Genomic DNA, 21639 nt, shown 5'->3' on the forward strand with positions numbered 1-21639 from the left:
ACAGGGTTGTGTTGCCTCGCGGCCATTTGGCTGTCGATGGTATGCGTGAATTCCGCCGCCGGGCAGGTGGACGCCGCCGGTCGGCCGATCGCGGAGATCGAGGTAGTCGGTCTGGAGCAGGTGGCCGAGCAGCTCGTGCGCAACCAGATCCGCTCGGAGGTCGGTGAGCCTTACGACCCGCGAACGGTCGAGCAGGACATCGTGCGTATCAATCATCTCGGGCGGTTCAGCACCGTGCGGTCGCAGATCGAGCCGACGGACGAAAACACGATCGTGCTGCGTTACGTGCTGGAGGAGCATCCGCTGCTGCAGGCGGTGCAGGTGGTGGGCAACCGCGCGTTGAACGACCAGGAACTGCTCAGGCTCGTTCGGCTACAGCGGGGCGATCCGATTGATCCGTTCCTGATCGACCGCGGTCGGCAGCGGATCATGGAAGAGTATGAAGACGCGGGCTACTACGCCGCGGAAGTGGAAGTCGACGAGGAACTGCTCGGCGAAGAGCGTGCGCTGGTCTTCCGCGTACGCGAGGGGCCGCGCGTTCGGCTGCGTCGGCTGGGCTTTGAGGGGAATGAGGCGTACCCCACGCGGCAGCTTCGCAATGAAATCGAAACGCAGACCTGGCTGCCGATCTTTCGGCGGGGCGAGCTGAACCGCGAGCAACTCGACCTCGATGCGTCGCGCGTTCGCGAGTTTTACCAGCAGCGTGGCTATCTCGATGCACAGGTCGGCAGGCGGATCGCCATCTCGCCGGACCAGCGCGACGCACGCGTGCACTTTCTTGTTGAAGAAGGCCCGCGCTACATCGTTGAAAACATCCGCGTGCAGGGCAACGAGCTGTTCCCCGATGAGCAGATCGTTCGCAACATGACGCTGGAGCGCGGCAGCGTCTACTCGGCCGAGCAGGCGACGCAGTCGCGGCGGGCCCTTGAAGACCTCTATGGCAGGCTGGGTTTCATCGAGACGGACATCGCCATCACCCGCCTGTTTCACGAGGACGAACCGAGGGTCGACCTGCTGGTGGAGATCGACGAAGGCCTGCCCGCGATGGTGGGTCGGCTGACGCTTCGCGGCAATGAAGTGACGAAGGACAATGTGGCGCTTCGACAGGTGCGTGGCATGCGTCCCGGTCGGCCGTTCGACCGTTCGGGTGTGCAGGAGACGGAGCGTCGGCTGCGCCGGAGCTCGCTGTTCGCCGGCGGCACGGTGACCGTGCTGGGCGATCCTGGCGACGAGATGCGCGACGTGCTGATTGAAGTGCAGGAGCAGCAGACCGGCTCGCTGAACATCGGCGCGGGTGTCAGCTCGGACCTGGGCCTGATCGGTGCGATTGACCTGACGCAGCGCAACTTTGACATCGCCAACCCGCCGACGACGTTTGACGAGTTTATCTCCGGCCGGGCGTTTCGCGGGGCGGGTCAGTACTTCCAGATTTCGCTTCAACCGGGCAGTCAGGCGAGCCAGTATTCGGTGAGCTTCCGCGAGCCGTACCTGATGGAAAGCGACTTTTTCCTCGACACGAACGTGTTCTACTTTTCGCGTCGGCGGATCGATTATGACGAACGGCGCGTCGGCGGATCGCTCGGGCTCGGCAGGCGGTTCGGTGATATCTGGTCTGGCTCGGTGCGGGCACGTGGGCAGGAAGTTCGGATCAACGACATCGAGCCCGACGCGCCCACGGCCGTCTTCGGCGTCGAAGGGTATAGCGCCCTGACTGCGTTGGGCCTGTCGCTGGATCGTGACACGACCGACAGCGTCTTTTACCCGACCAGCGGCAGCCTGATCGAGCTCGGCGTTGAACGGGTGGGGGCGCTGGGTGGTGACTTTAATTTCACGCGCGCCACTGCGAGCTGGCGGCAGTTTTTCACTATCGACGAAGACTTCTTCGGCCGACGCAGCGTGCTGAGTGTGCGGGCGGAGACGGGCTACATCTTCGACGAAGATCGTGCTCCGGTGTTTGAGACGTTTTACGCGGGTGGGCATCGCACGTTCCGCGGCTTTGATTTCCGCGGCGTCGGGCCGCGCGGCATTCGAGCCGACACGGGCGACCCCTCGCGGCGCGCGGTCGGCGGCGAGTTCATGTTCCTCACCGGCGCACAGTACCAGTTCCCGCTGCTGGGCACGCCTGCACCGGGTGAGCACATCGGCACGCTGTCGGGCGTGGTGTTCACGGACATGGGCACGGTCCGCGACAGCCCGGGCTTCGGCGAGTGGCGAGCGTCGGTGGGTGCGGGCATCCGCATCATGGTGCCGTTTGTGGGGCAAGCGCCGTTCGCGATCGACTTCGCCTACCCGGTGATGCGCGAGCCTGGCGATCAACGGCAGATCATCAGCTTCGACATCTCGCTGCCGTTGCAGTAAGTCGCTTTGTATTCGCTTGAGCGGCTTTGATGGTAGAGCGGGTTGCCACGAAGACACGAAGATCACGAAGAGGGCACGAAGGAGAAAGTTTTCTTTTGATTTTCTTCGTGTTGCCTTCGTGACCTTCGTGTCTTCGTGGTGATTGCATTTCCACGCGTCGGCTGACGTTTTATTTTTCATCCCGCCTTGCGAAGCGTTATTCTGTTGAGATGCTCGAACTCACCCGCACGGTACGGTTTTGCCTGGATGAGGCGGCGGACCCATCGATCTGGGCCAGCGCGAAAGACAACACGTATTCGGCCTGGCCGGCGATGCGCGGGCTGGGGCGGTATTACGAGATCAGCGTGACCTGTCGCGGCGAGGCCGACCCGCAGACCGGCTACTTTCTGAACATCAAGCACATCGACGAAGCGGTGCGCGAATATGCGTTGCCCGACCTGGCGGGGCTGCTGACCGGTCCGACGCCGGCGTCGGCGATCCCGATGGGCGAGCTGATGCAGCGGATGGTCAACCAGCTTTACGAGCCGTTGCGCGACACGGTCGCCGAGCTGACGTTGCACCTGACGCCGCGCTACGCTTTATCGATCCGGAGTGATGATATGGAACATGTGATTGTGCGTCAGCAGTACGAATTTTCCGCGGCACATCGGCTGCACGTGCCCGAACTGAGCGATGCAGAAAATCGCGAGGTGTTCGGCAAGTGCAACAACCCCGCGGGCCACGGCCACAACTATCGGCTGGAGGTCGCGGTGCGAGCGCCGATCGACCCCGGCGGCCGCGTGCTCGATGTCGACGAACTCGACCAGACAGTCGCTCGGCATGTCATCGACAAGCTGGACCACAAGCACTTGAACCACGACGTGCCCGCGTTTAAGGACCTCAACCCGTCGGTGGAACATATCTCGCAGGTGATCTGGCAGATGCTCGCGTCGGCGGTGGGCCCACTCGGGCCGGCGGAGGGGGCCGTGGTGCTTGAGGAAGTGCGCGTGTGGGAGACGGAGAAGACGGTGTGCACGTATCGCGGGCCGGGCGACGGAATTTCTAATTGCTGATTTCTCATCGCTGATTGCGTCGGCGTGGGGGGCCCAATTAGCGATCAGCAATTAGAAATTAGAAATTCCCCTCGATCCGGGGCTTCGGCGCTGCGCTTCTCAGCCCTCGGCTTGGGGGAGTCCTCACATCCGCGATCCCACATCCCACATTCATCTGGAGGTGGCTACAATCGGGGCATGTTGCCGGAAGATGGGGTACGACTGATCTGGCTTGGGGTGCTGGTGTTGGCGTTGGGCGTCATCGGCATGGGGGTGATTCTCGCGCTGCTGTCGTCGTGGCGGAACCAGGGGCGACGGGAGAAGCTGCTGGAGCAGGGACGACAATTGCGGGCGAGCCAGCCGCACAACCGCGCCCGACGTGAGGCGGCGGAGGCGTCGGCGGACGCGTGGGCCGAGTCGGGGCGTCGGCATCAGGACGACGATGACCCCGGCGATGACATTGATATGCCAGCCGAGGGGGACGACGACGATGACCGGCCACAACGGTGAGGGGTCAACGACTTCGATGACAGGGCGCGTGGCGCTGGTCACGGGCGGGGCGAAGCGCGTCGGCCGAGCGGTCGCGCTGCGGCTGGCCGAGTGCGGGATGGATGTGGCGATCACCTATCGTTCGAGTAGCGACGCGGCGGCGGAGGTGGTGAATGAGATTCGCGCGATGGGTCGGCAAGCGGTGGCAATCCGGGCCGACCTCGAACAGCGCGACGTCGGCGAGCAGGTCTATAAGCAGTTCGAGCGACATTTCGATCGGTTAGATGCACTGATCAACAATGCGGCGATCTTCTGGCCCTGCCGACTGTGGCAGGTGGACGCGGACGACTACGACCGCTTCCAGGCGGTCAACGCGCGCGGGCCGCTGCTGCTGATGCGGGCGTTTGCATCAATGCTGGCGGACAACTGGGACGAGGACGACCCGGCCACGACCGGGCGCGTGGTGAACTTCGTCGACATTCACGTCATGGGCGAGCCGATGCCCGGCTATATCGCCTACTCCGCGTCGAAGGCGGCGCTGCTTGAGATCACCACCAGCGCTGCGGTGGAGTTGGCTCCGCGGGTGACGGTGAACGCGATCGCGCCGGGCGTGGTGGCGTGGGCGGAAGAGTTTGATGAGAAGCAGCGGCAGCAGTACCTCGCGCGTGTGCCGCTTGGTCGGGCTGGCACGCCGGCGGACGCGGCGGAGGCGGTGCGGTTTCTCGTGTGTGATGCGCATTACTGCACGGGGCAGGTAATCCGCATCGACGGCGGTCGGCTGCTCAAGTGAGCAGGGGCGTACCTTATCGGCCCCTCGCGTGGCGCTAATGGTCGGGCAATCCCTTGACCGATACCAGTGGGGATCGATAAACCGCATCGTCAGAGGGGTTACTCGTCGCCATGCCCGCACCGGCCACCAATCCGTACCTGCGAACGAAGATCATGACCGCGTCGCCCGAGCAGCTTCGGCTGATGCTCTACGACGGAGCAATCAAGTTCTGTCGCCAGGGCCGTGACGCCATCGGCCGACAGGATTTTGAAGGCAGCTACACCGCCCTCAGCCGGGCGCAGAAGATCGTGCTCGAACTGTCGAGCAGCCTCAAGCACGACGCGGACCCGGAGCTTTGCAAACGGCTGGCAGCGCTGTACACCTACATCTACCGTCGGCTGGTCGACGCGAACACGACGCGCGACCTTGATGCGATCGACGAGGCGATCCGCCTGATCGAGTATGAGCGGGAGACGTGGCAGATGGTGATCCGCAAGGCCGCAGTGGGCGACGACACCCCCACGCCACCGTCCGTCAACCCTTACGCCGCCGGCACGGGTGATGGCGTCCTCGGGCGGTTGTCGCATAGCGCGTGAGTCAGTTTCGAGTTTCTGGTTTTGAGTTTTGAGTTGGGGACCATCGGTTTGTCTCGCATTGAGAGGCTGTGGGCGGACCGCGCGTCAACGCGAAACTGGAAACTCGGAACTCGAAACTTCAACCTTCGCTGGCATTCCCGCCTTCACTGCGATACAACAGTGCGGCTATGTCCACTGCTGAAGTAACGTCAATCCGCCCGCGCATCCTCACCGGCGATACGCCCACCGGCCGACTGCACCTCGGCCACTGGGTCGGGTCGGTCGAACATCGCGTGCAGGCGCAGTACGAGTACGACTGCTTTTTCATCATCGCCAACGTTCACGCCCTGACCACGCGGGCGGAAGAGTCGGCGGCCGTGCGGGAGGACGTGTTCCAGATCACCATGGACTACCTCGCCGCCGGCATCGACCCGCAGCAGTCGGTGATCTTCCTGCAAAGCGAAGTGCCCGCCATTGCCGAGCTGACCTGGTACTTTGCGATGCTCCTGCCGTTCAATCGGCTGATGCGAAACCCGACGCTCAAGACTGAAATCGAGCTGAAGGGCCTGGGCGATCATTACAGCTTCGGGTTCCCGATGTACGCGGTGGGTCAGGTCGCGGACATCCTCGCGTTCCGCGCCAACGCCGTGCCGGTCGGCGAAGATCAGATTCCGCACATCGAGATGACGCGCGAAGTCGCCCGACGGTTCAACATCGTCTACGCAGGCGTCAACCCGCAGGCGGGCGACGAGGCCCACGCGGAACAGGGCGTGTTCCCGATCCCCGAAGCGAAGATGGGGCGTGTCTCGCGGCTGTCGGGGATTGATGGCAAGGCGAAGATGAGCAAGTCGCTGAACAATGCGATCTTTTTAAGTGACACGCCCAAGCAGGTGAAGAAAAAGTGTGGCCGCATTTTTACGGGTCGCATGGCCGCCGACTCGCCTGGCGTGATCGAGGGCAACCCGCTGTGGGAATACCACGACACGTTCAACCCCGACAAGGCCGAGGTCGAGGACATGAAGGCCCGCTACCGTGAAGGGAAGGTCGGCGACGGCGAGTGTAAAATGCGGTTGGCCGACGTGATCAACGAACTGCTCGAGCCGATGCGTCAGCGGCGTGCCGAGTTTGAGGCCGACCCTGACAAGGTGCTCGACGTTCTGCGTGACGGCACGCGTCGGGCCAACGTCGTGGCGGAGCAGACGCTGGCGGCGGCGAAGGCGGCGATGAAGTTTGACTTTCTGGACCGTAAGCTGGAATTCTGAAACAACGTGCCCCGGCCCGCGCTTGCGCGGCCCGGCGGGATGGAGACACGATGATGCGACAGTTGCGAAGCATGGCGAGTGTGTGCTTGTTGATGGCGATGACGCTGGCGGTCGGCTGCGCGACGCCGATGACGTCGGAACTGCCAGGCGAAAACGTGACGTATACGCGCCAGGCCACGCAGGGCGACGTGCGAGCGGATGTGGATAGTGTCATCGAAGCCGCCGAGTCGGTCATGGCGTTGATGCAGATGGACATCGGCGAAGTGGAGCTGCGCGAAGGGGCCCACGTATTGCCTGGGCGAACGTCGACCGGCCGAATGGTTCGCATCACGGTCTTTCCTTACGAAGACGAGCAGACGAGTCAGCTGCGCGTCCGCATCGGTTCGTTCGGTGATCAGCAGCTGAGCAACGAGCTTTATCGTCGCATTGTGAATCGGCTGGAGTGAGTGGGGCAGCGCTTAGCGCGGTTCAATCCGAGTGCCGCGTTTAGCCCCGCCGCCGATGGCGGGGCATCCCCGGCAGCGCCCCCGCGTTGGCGCGGGGGCTAAACAGGGCGCTTCGCGCCGAACGAAACGAACGAAGGCTTTGATGGTACGCCATGAGCGATCCAGCTCCCCTGCGACCGAAACATATCGATCTGAAGAAGGACACTGCGCTGACCCTGCACTGGTCTGACGGGCGGGTGTCGGTGTATCCGATCGACTACCTTCGGCGAATGTCGCCCTCGGCCGACGCGAGGGAGTTGCGCGAAGAGATGCGCAAGAATCCGCTGGCGGTGCTGCCGACCTCGGCCGGCGGTACGGGCGGGCCGCTGATCGCGGAGGGTGTCGAGCTGGTGGGCAACTACGCGCTGCGCGTGCGTTTTTCTGATGGCCACGATACGGGCATTTATTCGTGGCAATACCTGCGTGAGATCGACCCCGATCAACCGGAGCCGGGCGATGATTGATCCGGCGACGCTGCGCACGGATGCGGGCGATCCGCTGCCGTTGGACGTGCCTCGGCCGTTCGTGCAGCTGGTGACGGTGACGGACGCCGACTGCGATCGTCAGCGACATGTGAACAACGCGGTCTATCCGCGCTGGATGGACGACGCGGCGTACGCGCATTCGTGCGCGGTGGGATACGACTGGGCGCGCTATCAGGAAATGGGCGCGAGCTTTGTGGTGCGTCGGCATGAGATCGACTACCTCGGCGAAGCGCTCGCGGGCGATCGGCTGGTGGTGGCGACGTGGCCGAAGGCGATGGCGAAGTTCAACGCGGAGCGTCGACATCAGGTGTTGCGGTTGAGCGACGGCGTGGTGATGGTGCGGGCGATGACGCGATGGGTTTTCATGGACATCGCCCGCCGTCGTCCCCGCCGAATCCCTGCGGAGATGATTGAGGCCTTTCAGCAGTCAGTCGACACGGGGTCGGATCACATCTGAATTTGTAGAGCGTCACCGCCATCCGGGCCGATTTATTAGCAACATTTGGTTTATTAGCGCGGTGTTTACGCGTAACTAACCATCGGCTCATACGGGGCACGTATTCTGCCGCGCATCTTTTTCAGGTGTGCCGGGGGATGTGTTCTGTATGAATCGTGAAGCAGTGTTTCTGTCCAAACCCTTTAGGAGTCCGATTGATGAGAAGCAAACAAGCAGGGATGGTATCGCTGGGCGCGCTGGCGCTTGGCCTGATTGGGCCGGTGTCGGCGTTGGCCGACGATCAGCTCCGCGCGGAGCTGGCCGAGCTGCGGGCGGAAGTCGCCGAGCTGCGCAACGATCTGCCGGCGTCACAGCGGCAGGACAACGCCTTCCCCCTCACGGCCGGGCATGATGGCAGCTTCTTCCTCGCCAGCGAGGACAACAAGTTTCGCATGAACATCGGCGGGCAGGTTCAGCTTCGTTACTACCTGAACCTCCGCAACGATCCCGACGAAGGCTACGACTCGACCAGCAGCTTTCAGCACCGCCGCACGCGGTTGACCTTCTCCGGCCATGTGGGCGACCCGCGTTTCACCTATCGCGTGCAGACCGAGGTCCGCCGACAGGACGGCCGGGGCGCGATCGCCGACCTGTACGTCGGCTACAAGATCAATGATCAACTGTCGCTTCAGGTCGGTCGCATGAAAGCGCCGTTCTGGAAGGAAGACCTGCACAGCTCCGGCCGACAGCTTGCGGTCGAACGCTCGTATGTGAACAACCTCTTCGCGCAAGGCCGATCGACCGGCATCCAGCTCGCCTATCGACCGATGGATGATCTTCGCGTCAATGGTATGGTGCACAACGGCTTCGACGCGGGGCTGAGCGACTTCAACACGGGTGTCGACGGCAACGCGGCGCGCATCGCCCTCACCGGCCGAGCCGAGTACAAAATCATGGGCGACTGGGGCCAGTACCGCCACTTCGCCGGCTACACCGATGACCCGATGGGCCTGTTCATCGGTGGTGCCGCGCACTGGGAACAGAATCGCACGACCCAGTGGGACGACGAAAAAGACTTCTTCTCATGGACCGCCGACGCGTCCTGGTACATGGAAAACCTCTCCGTCTTCGCCGCCGTCGTCGGCCGACATGCGACGCGCACCGAAAACGACGCGCCCAAGTTCGACGACTACGGCTTTCTCGCGCAAGCCGGCTACACGATCAACGACACGTTCCAGCCGTTTGTCCGCTATGAGCACATCCGGCCCGACAACGACCGCAACGCGCACAACGTTGACCTGGTCACCGCGGGCCTGAACTGGTTCATCCGCGGCCACAACGCCAAGCTCACCACCGACGTCGTCTGGGCACTTGACTCGCTCAGCGGCTTCGCAGGCGGCAGCGGCGGCCTTGGCCTGCTCACTGACGCGCCCGGCGAAAAGAACCAGGTCGTCTGGCGGACACAGTTCCAGTTGCTCTTCTAATTCAGCATCACGCGTCTCATGCCACGCAGAGGGCGGCCCGTGACCAGCTTCACGGGACGCCCTTTTTTTGCGCCCAACCCGGCCAGGGGGGCGCGGGGGTTGACCGTGGCAGCTAACTCGCTAACATCTGCTTATCCGGATGTTAGGATGAATACTATGCATATACGTGACATTTTTGCCGCTACGCCGACGACCTTCTCGTTTGAGTTCTTTCCGCCGAAGACGCCCGAGACAGCCGAGCGGTTGTACGAGTCGATTACCGAGCTGGAGGCCCTCAAGCCTGCTTTTGTCTCCGTCACCTACGGGGCCGGCGGCGGTACGCGCGAGCTGACCCACGAGTTGGTCGCCCGCGTGAAGAAGACCACCAGCCTCGACCCCGTGCCGCACCTGACCTGCGTCTGCCATCAGGAAGATGACATTCGCGAGATTCTCGAGCGGTACGCTGACGAGGGCATCGGCAACATTCTCGCGCTTGGCGGCGACCCGCCGCGCGACAAGGCCGACTGGGACCGCAGCCAGGACCACTTTCACCACGCCGCGGACCTGGTCGCGTTCATCCGCAAGTTCAACGAGTCGGGCAAGCACACCGACCCGCGCGGCTTCGGCATTGGCGTGGCAGGCTTCCCCGAAGGCCACCCCGCCACGCCCAACCGCCTCGACGAGATGGACCATCTCAAGGCCAAGGTCGACGCGGGGGCGGACTACATCTGCACGCAGCTTTTCTTCGACAACCGCGACTTTTACGACTTCCGCGAGCGTTGCGAACTGGCGGGCATTCACGTGCCCATCATCGCGGGCATCATGCCCATCACCAGCGCGAAGGGCATGCGCCGGATGGGCGACCTCGCTGCGGGCTCGCGCTTCCCCGCACCCCTGTTGCGGGCGATCAACCGCGCGACCTCGCAAGGCAGCGACACGGAGATCGCCGAGGCGGTCAAACGCGTTGGCGTGCACTGGGCGACCGAGCAATGCCGTGACCTGATCGACAACCAGGTGCGCGGCATTCACTTTTACACGCTCAACAAGTCCGACGCGACGCGGCAGATCTACCAGAACCTCGGCGTGCCGGACAGCGAAGCGCTCGCCAACGGCTAAGCGACTTGCCATACGCACACGACCAACGTAAAGCCCACGGATTCAATCCGTGGGCTTCGTTACTATGTGCTCATGCCTCAAGTATCTGATTGGTTTGGACCTGCCACGACCACCGCGCCGCCGCGCGTCTGGCTGCTTGCCGAGTTGGGCGTGAACCATGACGGTTCGGTCGATCGCGCGCTCGAGCTGACGCGGGCCGCGAAGTCGGCGGGCGCGGATGCGATCAAGCTTCAACGTTTTGAGCCGGACCGTTTGCTGTCGAATCAGGCGTTGCTCGCCGACTATCAGACGGGGAAGGCGGACGATGCGGCGGCGCTGTTGCGCTCGCTGGTGCTGAGCGTGGACGAGATGCGGATCATCCGCGACGCGGCGCGGGCAGCGGGGCTGAAGTTTGTCGTCACGCCGTTCAGCCTCGCAGACGTGGCGGACCTGGCATCGCTGGAGGTCGACGCGGTCAAGATTGCATCGCCCGACGCGGTGAACCTGCCGCTGCTGCGCGAGTCGGCCAACCTCGGCGTGCCGATGCTCGTCTCGACCGGGACATGTGAGCTGGCGGAGCTGACCGCGACGGTCGAGTTGCTGCGAACGCACTCGGCAGGCGGCTGCATCATGCAATGCGTCTCCAGCTATCCGACGCCCACCGACGCCGCGGCGCTCGGCGGTATTGCCGCGCTGGCGACGCAGTTCGGCGATATACCGGTCGGCTATTCCGACCATACGCCGGACACGCATACCGGTGCTCTCGCCGTCGCCAGCGGTGCGGTCGTGCTGGAGAAGCATGTCACGTACGACCGCGCTGCCGTGGGCCCGGATCATGCGGTGAGTCTTGAGCCTGACACGTTCGCCGAGTATGTCCGCCTCGCTCGGCAGGCGGCGACCATGACGGGCCCGCGCTGCAAGGCCGTACTTTCCATTGAGAACGACGTTCGGCAGGTGTCTCGACAGAGTCTGTGCGCCACGCGCGACCTGCCGGCCGATCATGTGCTTACGCGCGAGGATCTCACCATCAAGCGTCCCGGTACGGGCCTGCCCGCCGCGGTGCTGATGGAGACGATCGGCCGACGGTTGGCCCGCCCCGTGCGAGCGAACGACCTGCTGCTGGCAGACGATCTGGCGTAGGCCCCCCGCGTGGGCGGGGGGGCTAAACAGGGTGCTTAAGGGCGTGGCGTGGGGTGTCAGGCGAGCTGTTTGCAGACCGCGTCGAAGATGGTTTCGGCTTCGCTCATGCGACCGGCGCCCATGGTTCGGCAGGCCTGCCAGCCGGTGTCGGGGCCGACCGTCTGCCAGCCGAGCAGATCGCGCAGTGTGGCGAGGTTCCGTTGAGTGATCGGGCTTTCCCACATCTGGGCGTTCATGGCCGGGGCAAGCAGCACGGGCGTCTCGCGCGGCAGCGCGGCGGCGACGAGACAGACCACGTCGTTCGCGAGGCCGGCGGCGAGCTTCGCGATCAGGTCCGCTGAGGCGGGCGCAATGACGAGCAGCTCACACGAGCGGGCGACGCCGACGTGTTGCGAGTCGGGCATGTCATCGCTTTGCCAGATGCTCGTGAGCACCGGCTTGCCGGACAGCGACTGGAAGGTCAAGGGGGTGACGAAGCGGGTCGCCGCGTCGGTCATGAGCACGCGCACGTCGGCACCGGCCTGGGCGAGTCGGCTGACGAGGGTGGCCGACTTGTAGCAGGCGATCCCGCCGGAGAGCGCGACGGCGATGCGGCGGTCGGCCAGCGGGGTGGGCGCGGCGGCATCGTTCGCCGGCGGCGAGCCGGGCTGCCGACGGTCAGGTTCGGATGGGCCGGCGGGCATGCGCGAGGCCTCCGCAGTGGTCTGGTATGTGCAAAGGGGCGATTCGAAGGGGCGTTACTTCGCTTCGTCGGCGTCGCCGTCTTCTTCCGGCGCGAGTTCGAGGCTGATCTTGCCTTCGACGATTTCCTGCACGGCGATCTCGAAGTCGTTGCGGCCGGCACGCTCGACCAGCGGGCGGGCGCCGTCCATCAACTCGCGGATGCGGTGCTGCACCAGAGCGGTAAATTTGAATCGGCCACCCATGGCGTTGACAACTTTATCGTCTTTAAGCGCTTCAATCATCGGAATCGTCTCTCCGGTGGGGGGCCCGGGGGCCGGGTTCGTGCCGACGCCGGGGGGTTTACGGCGAATTGGGTAGTATAACCGTCGCCATGACAATGGACAAGCCGACGATTTCGTTCATCATTCCGGCCCACAACGAGCAGGCCTTGCTCGGCGAGGCGATCGCGTCGATCCACGAGGCGGCGGCGGCGCTCGATGAGCCTTACGAGGTCATCGTCGTCGACGACGACAGCACGGACGCCACCGCAGCGGTCGCCCGCGAGCAGGGGGCGGCTGTCGTGTCGGTGCAGTTGCGCCACATCGCAGCGGTCCGCAACGCCGGGGCGGCCGCGGCGGCGGGCGACTGGCTGGTGTTTCTCGACGCGGACACTCGGCTGGATCGGGCGGTGATGGAGGCGTTTCGCGAGGCCCGCGCCGCCGGGGCGGTTGCAGGGGGGGCGGTGGTGCGGTTCGACGTGGACATGCCCTGGGGCGTTCGGATGGGGCTGGGCTGGTGGAACCTGACCTCGCGGGTGATGCGCTGGGCGGCGGGCTGCTTCGTCTTCGCGACGCGCGAGGCGTTCGACGCGGCAGGCGGGTTCGACGAGCGGTTTTACGCGTCGGAAGAGATTCACCTTTCGGGGGCGCTCAAGCGGCAGGGGCGGATGGTGATCCTCAGCTCGCCGGTGACGACGTCTTCGCGCAAGTTTGAGACGTGGTCGCTGTGGTCGTACATCAAGCTTGCGATGCTGTCGGTGCTGACGTTCGGATATGTGCTGAAGAAGCGCGACCGCTTGCAGCAGTGGTACGGTCGGCAGCGCGAGCAGTAGGCGCGATCGGAACGGGGCGCATCGCGTGGTATCGGCGATCGGGCGGGTCCACTGAAGTTACACGTTCAAGGCAGCGCGGCGAGTCGGCCGATGGATCGGGAGCCGAATGGCATCGGCCATGTGACATATTCCGATCAGCGAGGAGGCGCTGACCCACGACTCAGCCTGCGACGTCTGCATGGAGGTAGACCCGCGGCGGCAGGAGTATCCCGCGCGATGAGCAAGCAGCAGATGATTGAGGCGATCCGGGAGCGTAATCGCTCGGTGTCCAGCGAATACCTGGTGAAATTTGATGAGCGGGCGTTGCAGAACTATCTGCGTCGGCTGACGGACGTGCTGGGCCATCGCGGCAGGGAAAGCCGCTGGGTCCGCGAAGGCGGCGACCGGGCGGTCGTGACGCGAACAGCAGTCTGAGCGGCCACGCGACGATCGTGGGCCGTGAGGTGGGCCATGGTGGGACGGCCTCGAATCTTCAACGATTCGAGGCCGTTTCGTTTTGGGGGTTTCCGGTTGTCGATTCTTGCGACAACGCGATAAACCGAAAGCGCGGGCCAAGGCCCGCGGCTAAATGTGAAGCCGTCCGAAGCAACCTGCACCGAGGCGAACGGCGTAATTTTATGACGGGCCGTGCGTGTCGGCGGAGGCGGGGATGCGTTCGGGGTTGGCGGGTAACGTCAAGGTGAACGTGGTGCCCTGGCCGAGCTGCGTGTCGACGGTGACGGTGCCGCCATGCTCTTCGACGATTTTCTTGATTACGACCAGGCCCAGACCCGTGCCGCGCATGCCCTTGGTTGAGTGGAACGGCTCGAACAGTCGGCTGACCGTGCCCTGGCTCATGCCTTCGCCGTTGTCCGAGACGACAAGGCGAACCTGCTCGTGCTCTTCGTCATACTCGCCGCGCACGCTGACCACACCGGAGTCGGGCTCGACGGCGTCGAGTGCGTTGTTCAGCAGATTCAGCACGGCCTGGTGCACGCCGCTGGGGTCGGCGGGCACGGGGGGCATGTCGGGCGCCATATCGCTGATCAGCGCGACTTTTTTGTTTTCGTACTGTTTCTGGACGAGGGTCATCGCTTCGGTGAGCACGGCTTCGAGGTTGACCATCTCTAACTCGGGCTTTCGCTGCTTGGAGAACGCGAGCATGTTCATGGTCAGTTCGTAGATGCGTTCAAGGTTTCGAGCGACGATCTCCCAGCCGTTCTTGACGAGGTTCATGTTGGCCTTGCGCAGGCCGAGCTCGACGACATCCGCGCCGCCGCGGAGGCCTTGCAGGATGTTTTTGATCGAGTGGCTAAGCGAGGCGACGGTCTGGCCGACGGCGGCGAGACGTTCGGCTTTGAGGCGGGCGGCGTAGTGGTTGAGGTTCGCCAGCGCGAGGCCGGTCTGCACGCCGATGGCGGTGAGGAGGGTGAGTTGATCTTCGGTGTAGGTGTAGTTGGCGATCTGGCTGTCGAGTTGGATGACGCCGTAGAGCCGGTCTTTGAATTTGATGGGCACGCACATGGCTGAGCGGATGCCGAGGTTCTGCACGCTGTCGCCGGTGGCGAAGCGTTCGTCGTTCATGGCGTTGGAGCTGAGCACGCCGACGTTTTTGCGGGTGACGTAGCGGACGATGGTTTTGCTGATGGCGATCGAGTCGGTCGAGCCAGCCTTGTCGGGGTTGGCGCGGTGGCGGACGACGACGGGGGTGGGCTCGGCGTCGGGGTGGTCGGCGAGGAGGATGAAGCCGCGGTCGGCCTGGAAGTACTCGAAGATGAGGTTCATCACCCGTTCGAGCAGGTCCTGCTGGTCGGTCACGGAGCCGATGAGCGCGGTCAGCTCGTAGATGACCTTGAGCTGGAACACGGCCGCCTGCGATGGTTCGGGCACGGCCATGATCATCGAGTCGTCGTTGCTCGCGACGGTGTGTTCGACGTTGACGCCAATTTCGCCCTTTTCCGCCATGCGGAGGGAGGTGGCGGCTTCGGAGCGGATCATGTCCTGGCCGTAGACGAGCAGGGTCATGCCGGTGCGGATCTGGTCGCCGGGGCGGAGTTCGCGGCGGTTGCGAACGCGGACGCCGTTGACGAACGTGCCGTTGGAGGAGTTGAGGTCGCGGATGAACCACTTGCCGTCGTCGGGCGTGAGCTCGGCGTGTCGGCGGGAGATGGTCTGATCGGTAAGCGGCAGCGACTCACTCGATCGGCCGATCATCTGCGGCTCGTAGTCGGGCAGTTCAAAGCGTCGGCCCTTGTCGGGCCCTTGAATGGCAGTCAATACGAGCACGTTCAATCACTCCGTCGTGTTAGCCGTCATCCTGGCCGAGGCGTTGCTTCCATTGCTTGAGCTGCTGCTCGAAGCCGCTGAGTCCGCCGTTGCCTGATGAGCGATAGCGCTTGACCACGTTGGCAGCGCCGAGCCATTGATACACATCCTGGTCGACGACGGTTCGTTCGCCACACGCGTCGTTGAACTGTTCGAGCGAAAGTTTCGCGAGCTGGCCGAGGCCTTGGGCTTCGCAGGTCTGCACCAGCTTGCCGACGACCTGGTGGGCGGTGCGGAAGGGCACGCCTTTGGTGACGAGGTAGTCGGCGAGCGAGGTGGCGTCGAGGTAGCCGCGGTTGAGGCCGGCGGCGATGGCCTTTTCGTTGAACTTCGCGGTGGCGACGATGCCCGCAGCGATGTCGAGGCAGTCACAACACGAATCATAGGCAGCGAAGAGGTAGCGTTTGTCTTCCTGGAGATCGCGGTTGTAGCCGATGGTGATGCCCTTGGTCATCGTGAGCAGGGCGACGAGCTGGCCGGTGATGCCGCCGCTGCGTCCGCGGAGCAGTTCGAGCATGTCGGGGTTTTGTTTTTGCGGCATCATCGACGAGCCGGTGGTGTATCGGCCGTCGAGTGTGACGAAGCCGAACTCGGTCGTGCAGTAGAGGATCCACTGCTCGGCCCATCGGCTGAGGGTGTTGGACGCCATCGTCAGCGCATAAGCAAGGTCGATGGCGGCATCGCGCGAGGCGGTGGCGTCGAGGCTGTTGTCGCTCGGCGGGCCGACGTTGAGCGCTGCGGCGGTGTGCTCGCGATCGAGCGGAAGCGAGCTGCCGGCGATCGCGCCCGAGCCGAGCGGGTTGCGGCGGTTGATGTTGACCAGCGCGCGAAGGCGACGGTTGCACCGTTCGAACGCGCTAGCCCATGCGAGCAACTCGCCGCCGACGACGATCGGCTGAGCGCGTTGCAGGTGTGTGTACGAGGGCATGACAAACCGACCGTCGCGCTCGGCGAGGGTGACGAAGGCGCTGTTGAGCGTGTTGAACTTCGCGGTGAGCGCGTCGGCGGCCTCTTCGACCCACAGCAGCAGGTCTAGGGCGATCTGGTCGTTGCGGCTGCGGCCGGTGTGCAGCTTACGACCGGCGTCGCCGACCTTGGCGATCAGCGCTGCCTCGACGCACATGTGTACGTCTTCGAGCGACTCGTCCCAGCCGGGCCAAGCGTCGCCTTGCTCGGTGATTTCGCGTTCGATGTCGGTGAGGCCTTGCTCGATCTGCTTCAGTTCATCGTCGCTGATCAGGTCGACGTGGCGAAGCATGCGGGCGTGGGCGAGCGAGCCTCGGATGTCGTGCTTGTAAAGGCGGCGGTCGTAGTCGAGCGACGCGACGAAGCGGGTGGCGAGCGGGTCGGCGGCGGAGCCTTCGCCGGCTTTGGCGTGCTCCCATGGCTTGGCGGCGGTGGGGTTGCTCATGGCGAGCAGTATAAGGCAGCGGGGGCGGACAAGCTTGTCCGATAATGGTTTGCTCGCGATGTTGATTGTTGGCTTGCGGCAGTGTTAGCCGATGAATGGCTTGGTAATAACACGAACGCGATGCCAGCAACCTGGGGTCCAACGTATGAATCGCAAGCACGTCATTGCCGACCGATGGTCGAGGCATGGCGCTTTTTCCTGTCGTAGCGGTTAATCGAGCTTCGCAAAAAGCCGATGAATCGCTTGTCGAATGCAACTACGTATTCGGCGAGGAGTACAGGAGAAAGGTAACCAATCATGCCAAGACAGAAAGATATCCTTACAACCGGCGAAGTCGCTAAAGTCTGCAACGTCGCGCCGCGAACCGTTAGTAAATGGTTCGACTCCGGCCAACTGCGCGGCTACCGCATTCCCGGTTCCAAAGACCGACGCATCCCGGTCAGCTCACTGATCCGCTTCATGAAAGCGCATCAGATTCCGCTCGACGGTTTGCAGTCCGGTAACACGCGTGTACTCATCGTTGATGGCGAATCGGAAATCGTCGACGTGCTCAAGAAAGTGCTCGGCGAGCAGGCGAACTATGAAGTCCGCACCGCCCACACCGGCTTCGCCGCCGGTCTTGAGTGTGAGAAGTACCGCCCGCACGTGATCCTCGTCGACATGCACCTGGCCGACGTTCGCGGTCAGGATGTGCTCAAGCTCGTCCGCGGCACCGACGACCTGCAGTTGACTAAGGTCATCGCCATGTCGGGCAAGCTCACCGACGGCCAGTCGCAACACCTGATCCAGGAAGGCTTCGACGGCTACCTTCGAAAGCCCTTCCACGTGCGCCAGGTGATCGAAGCCATCGAAGAAGCTACCGCGATCGTTTACTGATCAGGCCGGTGGAAACCGACATCCTCACGAAGCCCAGGCATAGCCATGCCTGGGCTTTATTTATGCGCACACGTAGAGAGGAGTAACCGACGGCACAATAAAGATCTTTTGGTCATCAATACTATTGACAAAAAGGTCTTGAATAGTAGCATATAGAGGCGCAAGGCAAGATCTTCGGGGTAATGAGTCCAATGATGGCGCATGATGCCGACCGGGTCATGCTGACATCATCACCTTGCGGCGGAGGTCGGCCATGCTCGCATTATCGCAAACCGTGGGATACGCACTGTTGGCGCTGGTCTGTCTTGAGCCGCCCAAGGGTGCGTGGCGGGGCGGGGTGCAGATCGCCAAGGCCACCGGCGTACCCAAGCCTTACCTTTCCAAGATTCTCCACACGCTTGGTCGGGCGGGCATGATCCGCACGAAGCGCGGGCTCGGCGGTGGGTTCACCCTTGCGCGGCCGGCCGAGGCGATCAGCGTCATGGACGTGGTCGAAGCGCTCGACGGCCGACCGTGGCAGTCGCGTTGCCTGCTGGGACTGAGCGACTGCTCTGACGAGCGGGCGTGCCCGGCGCATGCGATGTGGCGCGAGCAGCGGGCCGTCATTGAGCAGCATTTGCGCAGCCTTACCCTGGCTGAGATCGCCCGCTTCGAGCATGGTGCACGCGGCTGGCTGACGAGCCAAGGCGTCGGCCGATCGGCCTTCGAACCGCAGGGCGATGGCTCGGGCGACCCCAACAGCGACGGCGTGTCGGCGGGGAAATCTTCTTCCGCCGCTGATTGACGCCGCCGACTCGTCAACAATCCCCCTGGCCGAGCGTACAATCGCTGACCAAGCGCCGCGCGGTCTTCCTCGCTGGATCAACTTGAAAGACCAGCAACATGCCCATCCCGCCGACCCAACTCGACCCCGCCCATGATTTGCTGAAAAGCGACGCGCCGCCATTGCAGGCCATCTTTCAACCGAGTACCGTCGCGGTCATCGGCGCCAGCGAAACCGCGGGCAGCGTCGGGCGAACGCTTCAGTGGAACCTGATGACCAATCCGTTCGGCGGCACGGTCTTTCCGGTTAATCCCAAGCGTGACAGCATCATGGGCATCAAGGCGTATGCCGCCATCGGCGATGTGCCCGCGGCGGTGGACCTGGCGCTGATCGCCACGCCAGCCGAGACCGTGCCGGGCCTGGTACAGGCGTGTGTGGATGCGGGGGTGAAGGCGGCGATCATCATCTCGGCTGGCTTTCGAGAAGTCGGCGAGGCCGGCGCGGCGCTGGAGCAGGAGATTCTCGCGATTGCTGCCGGGCGGATGCGGATCGTCGGGCCCAACTGTCTGGGGGTGATGAATCCGTACACCGGGCTTAACGCCACCTTCGCCGCCGACGCCGCCCAGCCGGGCCGAGTGGCATTTATCAGTCAGAGCGGTGCGCTGTGCACGGCTGTGCTCGACTGGGCCCGCCGCGAGGGTGTGGGTTTTTCGACCTTCGCGAGCATCGGCTCGATGCTCGACGTCGGGTGGGGCGATCTGATCGACCACCTCGGCGACGATCCGCACACCAAGAGCATCCTGCTTTACATGGAGTCGATCGGCGATGCGCGCAAGTTTCTCTCCGCGGCGCGCGAGGTGGCGTTGACCAAGCCGATCATCGTTATCAAGGCAGGGCGATCAGATGCCGCTGCTGCTGCCGCGGCGTCACATACCGGCACACTTGCCGGCTCGGACGATGTGCTCGACGCGGCGTTTCGTCGTACGGGCGTGCTGCGTGTCGATCGCTTGAGCGATCTGTTTCACATGGCGGAGGTGCTCGCCAAGCAGCCGCGGCCGGCGGGCAATCGGCTGACCATTCTCGCCAACGCCGGCGGGCCTGGCGTGCTCGCGACTGACGCATTGGTCGCCGGCGGCGGCCAGCTCGCCATGCTCAGCGACGAGACGCAGCAGCAGCTGCAGGCCATGCTCCCGCCGCACGCGAGCACGAGCAACCCTGTCGACATCCTCGGCGACGCCGACGCCGAGCGTTATGCCCGCGCGTTTGAGGTTGTCGCCGCCGACCCGGGCAGCGATGGCCTGCTGGTGATCCTCACGCCACAGGCGATGACGGACCCGACGCGTACCGCCGAGCGGCTGAAGACGGTGGCCAGGCCGGGCAATAAGCCGGTGATCATGAGTTGGATGGGCGCGGGCATGGTCGAGGCCGGCCGGGAGATTCTCAACCGGGCCGACGTGCCCACCTTTGATTTTCCCGACCAGGCAGCTCGCGTTTTCAACTATATGTGGCGGTACAGCTACAACCTCAACGGGCTTTACGAGACGCCGACGTTGACGGACGACATTTCCCCGGCCGACGACGCGGACCGTCAGCAGCGAGCCGACCGCATCATCCGCGAAGCCCGCGAGGCCGGGCAGACCATTCTTACCGAGCTCGCGTCGAAGCAGCTTTTGTCGGTGTACGACATCCCCGTGCTGGAAACACATCACGCCGAGTCGGCCGACGCGGCAGTCGCGCACGCCGCATCGCTTGGCTACCCGGTGGCGTTGAAGCTGCACTCGCATACGTTGACGCACAAAAGCGACGTTGGCGGTGTGAAGCTGAGCCTGCCTGATGCCGACGCGGTCCGCGAAGCGTTTGACGCGATTCGTGACGCGGTGGCTGAAAAGGCGGGGGCTGAGCATTTTCAAGGCGTCACCGTGCAGCCGATGGTGGCAGGGCATGCGTATGAGTTGATCGTGGGTTCGAGTCTCGATGCGCAGTTCGGGCCTGTGATTCTGTTCGGCCTGGGGGGTGAGTTGGTGGAGCTGTTTCGTGATCGGGCGCTTGCCTTGCCGCCGCTGAACCAGACGCTAGCCCGGCGGATGATGGAGCAGACGAAGATATACACGGCTTTGCGTGGCGTGCGCGGCCGCAAGGCGGTGGATCTAGCGGCGCTGGAGCAGTTGCTCGTGCGGTTCAGCCGGTTTGTGGTGGAGCAGCCGTGGGTGAAGGAGATCGACATTAACCCGCTGCGCGTGTCGGCGGAGGGGATGGTGGCGTTGGATGCGCGGGTCGTGCTGCACACGGCGGAGATGGACGAGGCGGCGCTGCCTCGGCCGGTGGTTCGGCCATACCCGGTGCAGTATGTCGAGCGCTGGCAGGCGGCGGACGGCACATCGTTGACGTTGCGGCCGATTCGTCCGGAAGACGAACCTTTGATGGTACGTTTCCATGAGACGCTGTCGGAGCATACTGTTTACATGCGCTATTTCCATCCGATCCACCTCTCGCAGCGTGTGTCGCACGATCGGCTGTCGCGGCTGTGTTACGTGGACTATGACCGGCAGATCGCGATGGTCGCCGAGCGTCGCGATGCCGACACGGGCGAGCGGCAGTTGCTCGGCGTCGGCCGACTGACCCGCCTGCCGGGGACGAATCGGGCGGAGTACGCCGTGCTGGTGTCCGATGCGTTCCAGCATCAAGGGCTGGGCACGGAGTTGCTGCGTCGGCTGGTGGAGATCGCGCGGGCCGAGGGCGTGGCTGTGCTTGAGGCGGACATCCTGCCATACAACCATGCGATGCAGAAGGTGAGCAAGCGTTTGGGCTTTACGCTCAACCGATCTGACGAGGATCACACGATCAAAGCGACCCTGGACTTCCGCCGTTCGGCCGAGGGGGTGTTGCCTTTTGGCGATAATCGCCGATGATGCCAAGGGCAGGC

Annotated in this window: 21 protein-coding genes; 17 read left to right on the plus strand and 4 right to left on the minus strand. The window is 63.9% G+C overall.

What is annotated here, in order from left to right; translation table 11 throughout:
• Positions 1 to 45 precede the first annotated feature (45 nt).
• The 12 genes from ACERK3_09885 (at position 46) to ACERK3_09940 (ending at position 11588) form a co-directional block, all read left to right on the plus strand.
• Entirely contained in the window at positions 46 to 2358 is a 2313-nt protein-coding gene (locus ACERK3_09885; protein MFA9478604.1) for an outer membrane protein assembly factor, read from the plus strand.
• A 209-nt stretch (positions 2359 to 2567) separates the two neighbouring features.
• Entirely contained in the window at positions 2568 to 3410 is an 843-nt protein-coding gene (locus ACERK3_09890; GenBank protein ID MFA9478605.1) for a 6-carboxytetrahydropterin synthase, read from the plus strand.
• A gap of 177 nt (positions 3411 to 3587) precedes the next feature.
• Complete coding sequence (locus ACERK3_09895; protein MFA9478606.1) at positions 3588 to 3899, plus strand: hypothetical protein; 312 nt, start codon at positions 3588 to 3590, stop codon at positions 3897 to 3899.
• 28 nt (positions 3900 to 3927) lie between these two features.
• Positions 3928 to 4668, plus strand: a complete 741-nt coding sequence (locus ACERK3_09900) for an SDR family oxidoreductase (protein MFA9478607.1) — start codon at positions 3928 to 3930, stop codon at positions 4666 to 4668.
• A gap of 110 nt (positions 4669 to 4778) precedes the next feature.
• Positions 4779 to 5243: a flagellar export chaperone FliS gene (gene fliS / locus ACERK3_09905; protein ID MFA9478608.1), complete on the plus strand. Its 465-nt coding sequence runs from the start codon at positions 4779 to 4781 to the stop codon at positions 5241 to 5243.
• Between the two features lie 167 nt (positions 5244 to 5410).
• Positions 5411 to 6484 (plus strand): tryptophan--tRNA ligase, encoded by a 1074-nt coding sequence (gene trpS, locus ACERK3_09910; GenBank protein ID MFA9478609.1) that lies wholly within the window; start codon positions 5411 to 5413, stop codon positions 6482 to 6484.
• Between the two features lie 50 nt (positions 6485 to 6534).
• Positions 6535 to 6930 carry a DUF3568 family protein gene (locus tag ACERK3_09915; GenBank protein MFA9478610.1) on the plus strand — a complete coding sequence of 132 codons (396 nt, stop codon included), beginning with the start codon at positions 6535 to 6537 and terminating at the stop codon, positions 6928 to 6930.
• A 152-nt stretch (positions 6931 to 7082) separates the two neighbouring features.
• Positions 7083 to 7433, plus strand: coding sequence for a gamma-butyrobetaine hydroxylase-like domain-containing protein (locus ACERK3_09920; GenBank protein MFA9478611.1), 351 nt, complete (start codon positions 7083 to 7085; stop codon positions 7431 to 7433).
• A complete protein-coding gene (locus ACERK3_09925; protein MFA9478612.1) occupies positions 7426 to 7911 on the plus strand; it encodes an acyl-CoA thioesterase in 486 nt (161 codons plus the stop codon). Before ACERK3_09920 ends, ACERK3_09925 begins: the two co-directional genes overlap by 8 nt.
• Before the next feature lie 197 nt (positions 7912 to 8108).
• Entirely contained in the window at positions 8109 to 9374 is a 1266-nt protein-coding gene (locus ACERK3_09930; protein ID MFA9478613.1) for a porin, read from the plus strand.
• Between the two features lie 156 nt (positions 9375 to 9530).
• Positions 9531 to 10469 (plus strand): methylenetetrahydrofolate reductase [NAD(P)H], encoded by a 939-nt coding sequence (gene metF / locus ACERK3_09935; protein MFA9478614.1) that lies wholly within the window; start codon positions 9531 to 9533, stop codon positions 10467 to 10469.
• 72 nt (positions 10470 to 10541) lie between these two features.
• Positions 10542 to 11588 carry an N-acetylneuraminate synthase family protein gene (locus ACERK3_09940; protein MFA9478615.1) on the plus strand — a complete coding sequence of 349 codons (1047 nt, stop codon included), beginning with the start codon at positions 10542 to 10544 and terminating at the stop codon, positions 11586 to 11588.
• A gap of 56 nt (positions 11589 to 11644) precedes the next feature.
• Here the strand turns inward: ACERK3_09940 and ACERK3_09945 are convergent, their stop codons facing one another.
• On the minus strand, positions 11645 to 12271 hold the full coding sequence (locus ACERK3_09945; GenBank protein MFA9478616.1) for a flavoprotein: 627 nt from the start codon (positions 12269 to 12271) through the stop codon (positions 11645 to 11647).
• A gap of 54 nt (positions 12272 to 12325) precedes the next feature.
• Positions 12326 to 12553 (minus strand): DNA-directed RNA polymerase subunit omega, encoded by a 228-nt coding sequence (locus ACERK3_09950; GenBank protein ID MFA9478617.1) that lies wholly within the window; start codon positions 12551 to 12553, stop codon positions 12326 to 12328.
• 89 nt (positions 12554 to 12642) lie between these two features.
• Here ACERK3_09950 and ACERK3_09955 point away from each other — a divergent pair, with 89 nt between their 5' ends.
• Together ACERK3_09955 and ACERK3_09960 are read left to right on the plus strand one after the other, a co-directional pair.
• Positions 12643 to 13362: a glycosyltransferase gene (locus ACERK3_09955; protein ID MFA9478618.1), complete on the plus strand. Its 720-nt coding sequence runs from the start codon at positions 12643 to 12645 to the stop codon at positions 13360 to 13362.
• Positions 13363 to 13578: 216 nt separating this feature from the next.
• Positions 13579 to 13776: a hypothetical protein gene (locus tag ACERK3_09960; protein MFA9478619.1), complete on the plus strand. Its 198-nt coding sequence runs from the start codon at positions 13579 to 13581 to the stop codon at positions 13774 to 13776.
• 201 nt (positions 13777 to 13977) lie between these two features.
• Here the strand turns inward: ACERK3_09960 and ACERK3_09965 are convergent, their stop codons facing one another.
• Together ACERK3_09965 and argH are read right to left on the minus strand one after the other, a co-directional pair.
• Complete coding sequence (locus ACERK3_09965; GenBank protein ID MFA9478620.1) at positions 13978 to 15627, minus strand: ATP-binding protein; 1650 nt, start codon at positions 15625 to 15627, stop codon at positions 13978 to 13980.
• Between the two features lie 19 nt (positions 15628 to 15646).
• Positions 15647 to 17077, minus strand: coding sequence for an argininosuccinate lyase (gene argH, locus ACERK3_09970; protein MFA9478621.1), 1431 nt, complete (start codon positions 17075 to 17077; stop codon positions 15647 to 15649).
• Positions 17078 to 17374: 297 nt separating this feature from the next.
• Between argH and ACERK3_09975 the strand changes: the two genes are divergently transcribed.
• The 3 genes from ACERK3_09975 (at position 17375) to ACERK3_09985 (ending at position 21625) form a co-directional block, all read left to right on the plus strand.
• On the plus strand, positions 17375 to 17953 hold the full coding sequence (locus ACERK3_09975; protein ID MFA9478622.1) for a response regulator: 579 nt from the start codon (positions 17375 to 17377) through the stop codon (positions 17951 to 17953).
• A gap of 253 nt (positions 17954 to 18206) precedes the next feature.
• A complete protein-coding gene (locus ACERK3_09980) occupies positions 18207 to 18737 on the plus strand; it encodes an Rrf2 family transcriptional regulator (protein ID MFA9478623.1) in 531 nt (176 codons plus the stop codon).
• 98 nt (positions 18738 to 18835) lie between these two features.
• Complete coding sequence (locus ACERK3_09985; protein MFA9478624.1) at positions 18836 to 21625, plus strand: bifunctional acetate--CoA ligase family protein/GNAT family N-acetyltransferase; 2790 nt, start codon at positions 18836 to 18838, stop codon at positions 21623 to 21625.
• Positions 21626 to 21639: the final 14 nt, after the last annotated feature.

This window comes from Phycisphaerales bacterium AB-hyl4, from assembly GCA_041821185.1.
GTDB lineage: Bacteria > Planctomycetota > Phycisphaerae > Phycisphaerales > Phycisphaeraceae > Natronomicrosphaera > Natronomicrosphaera hydrolytica.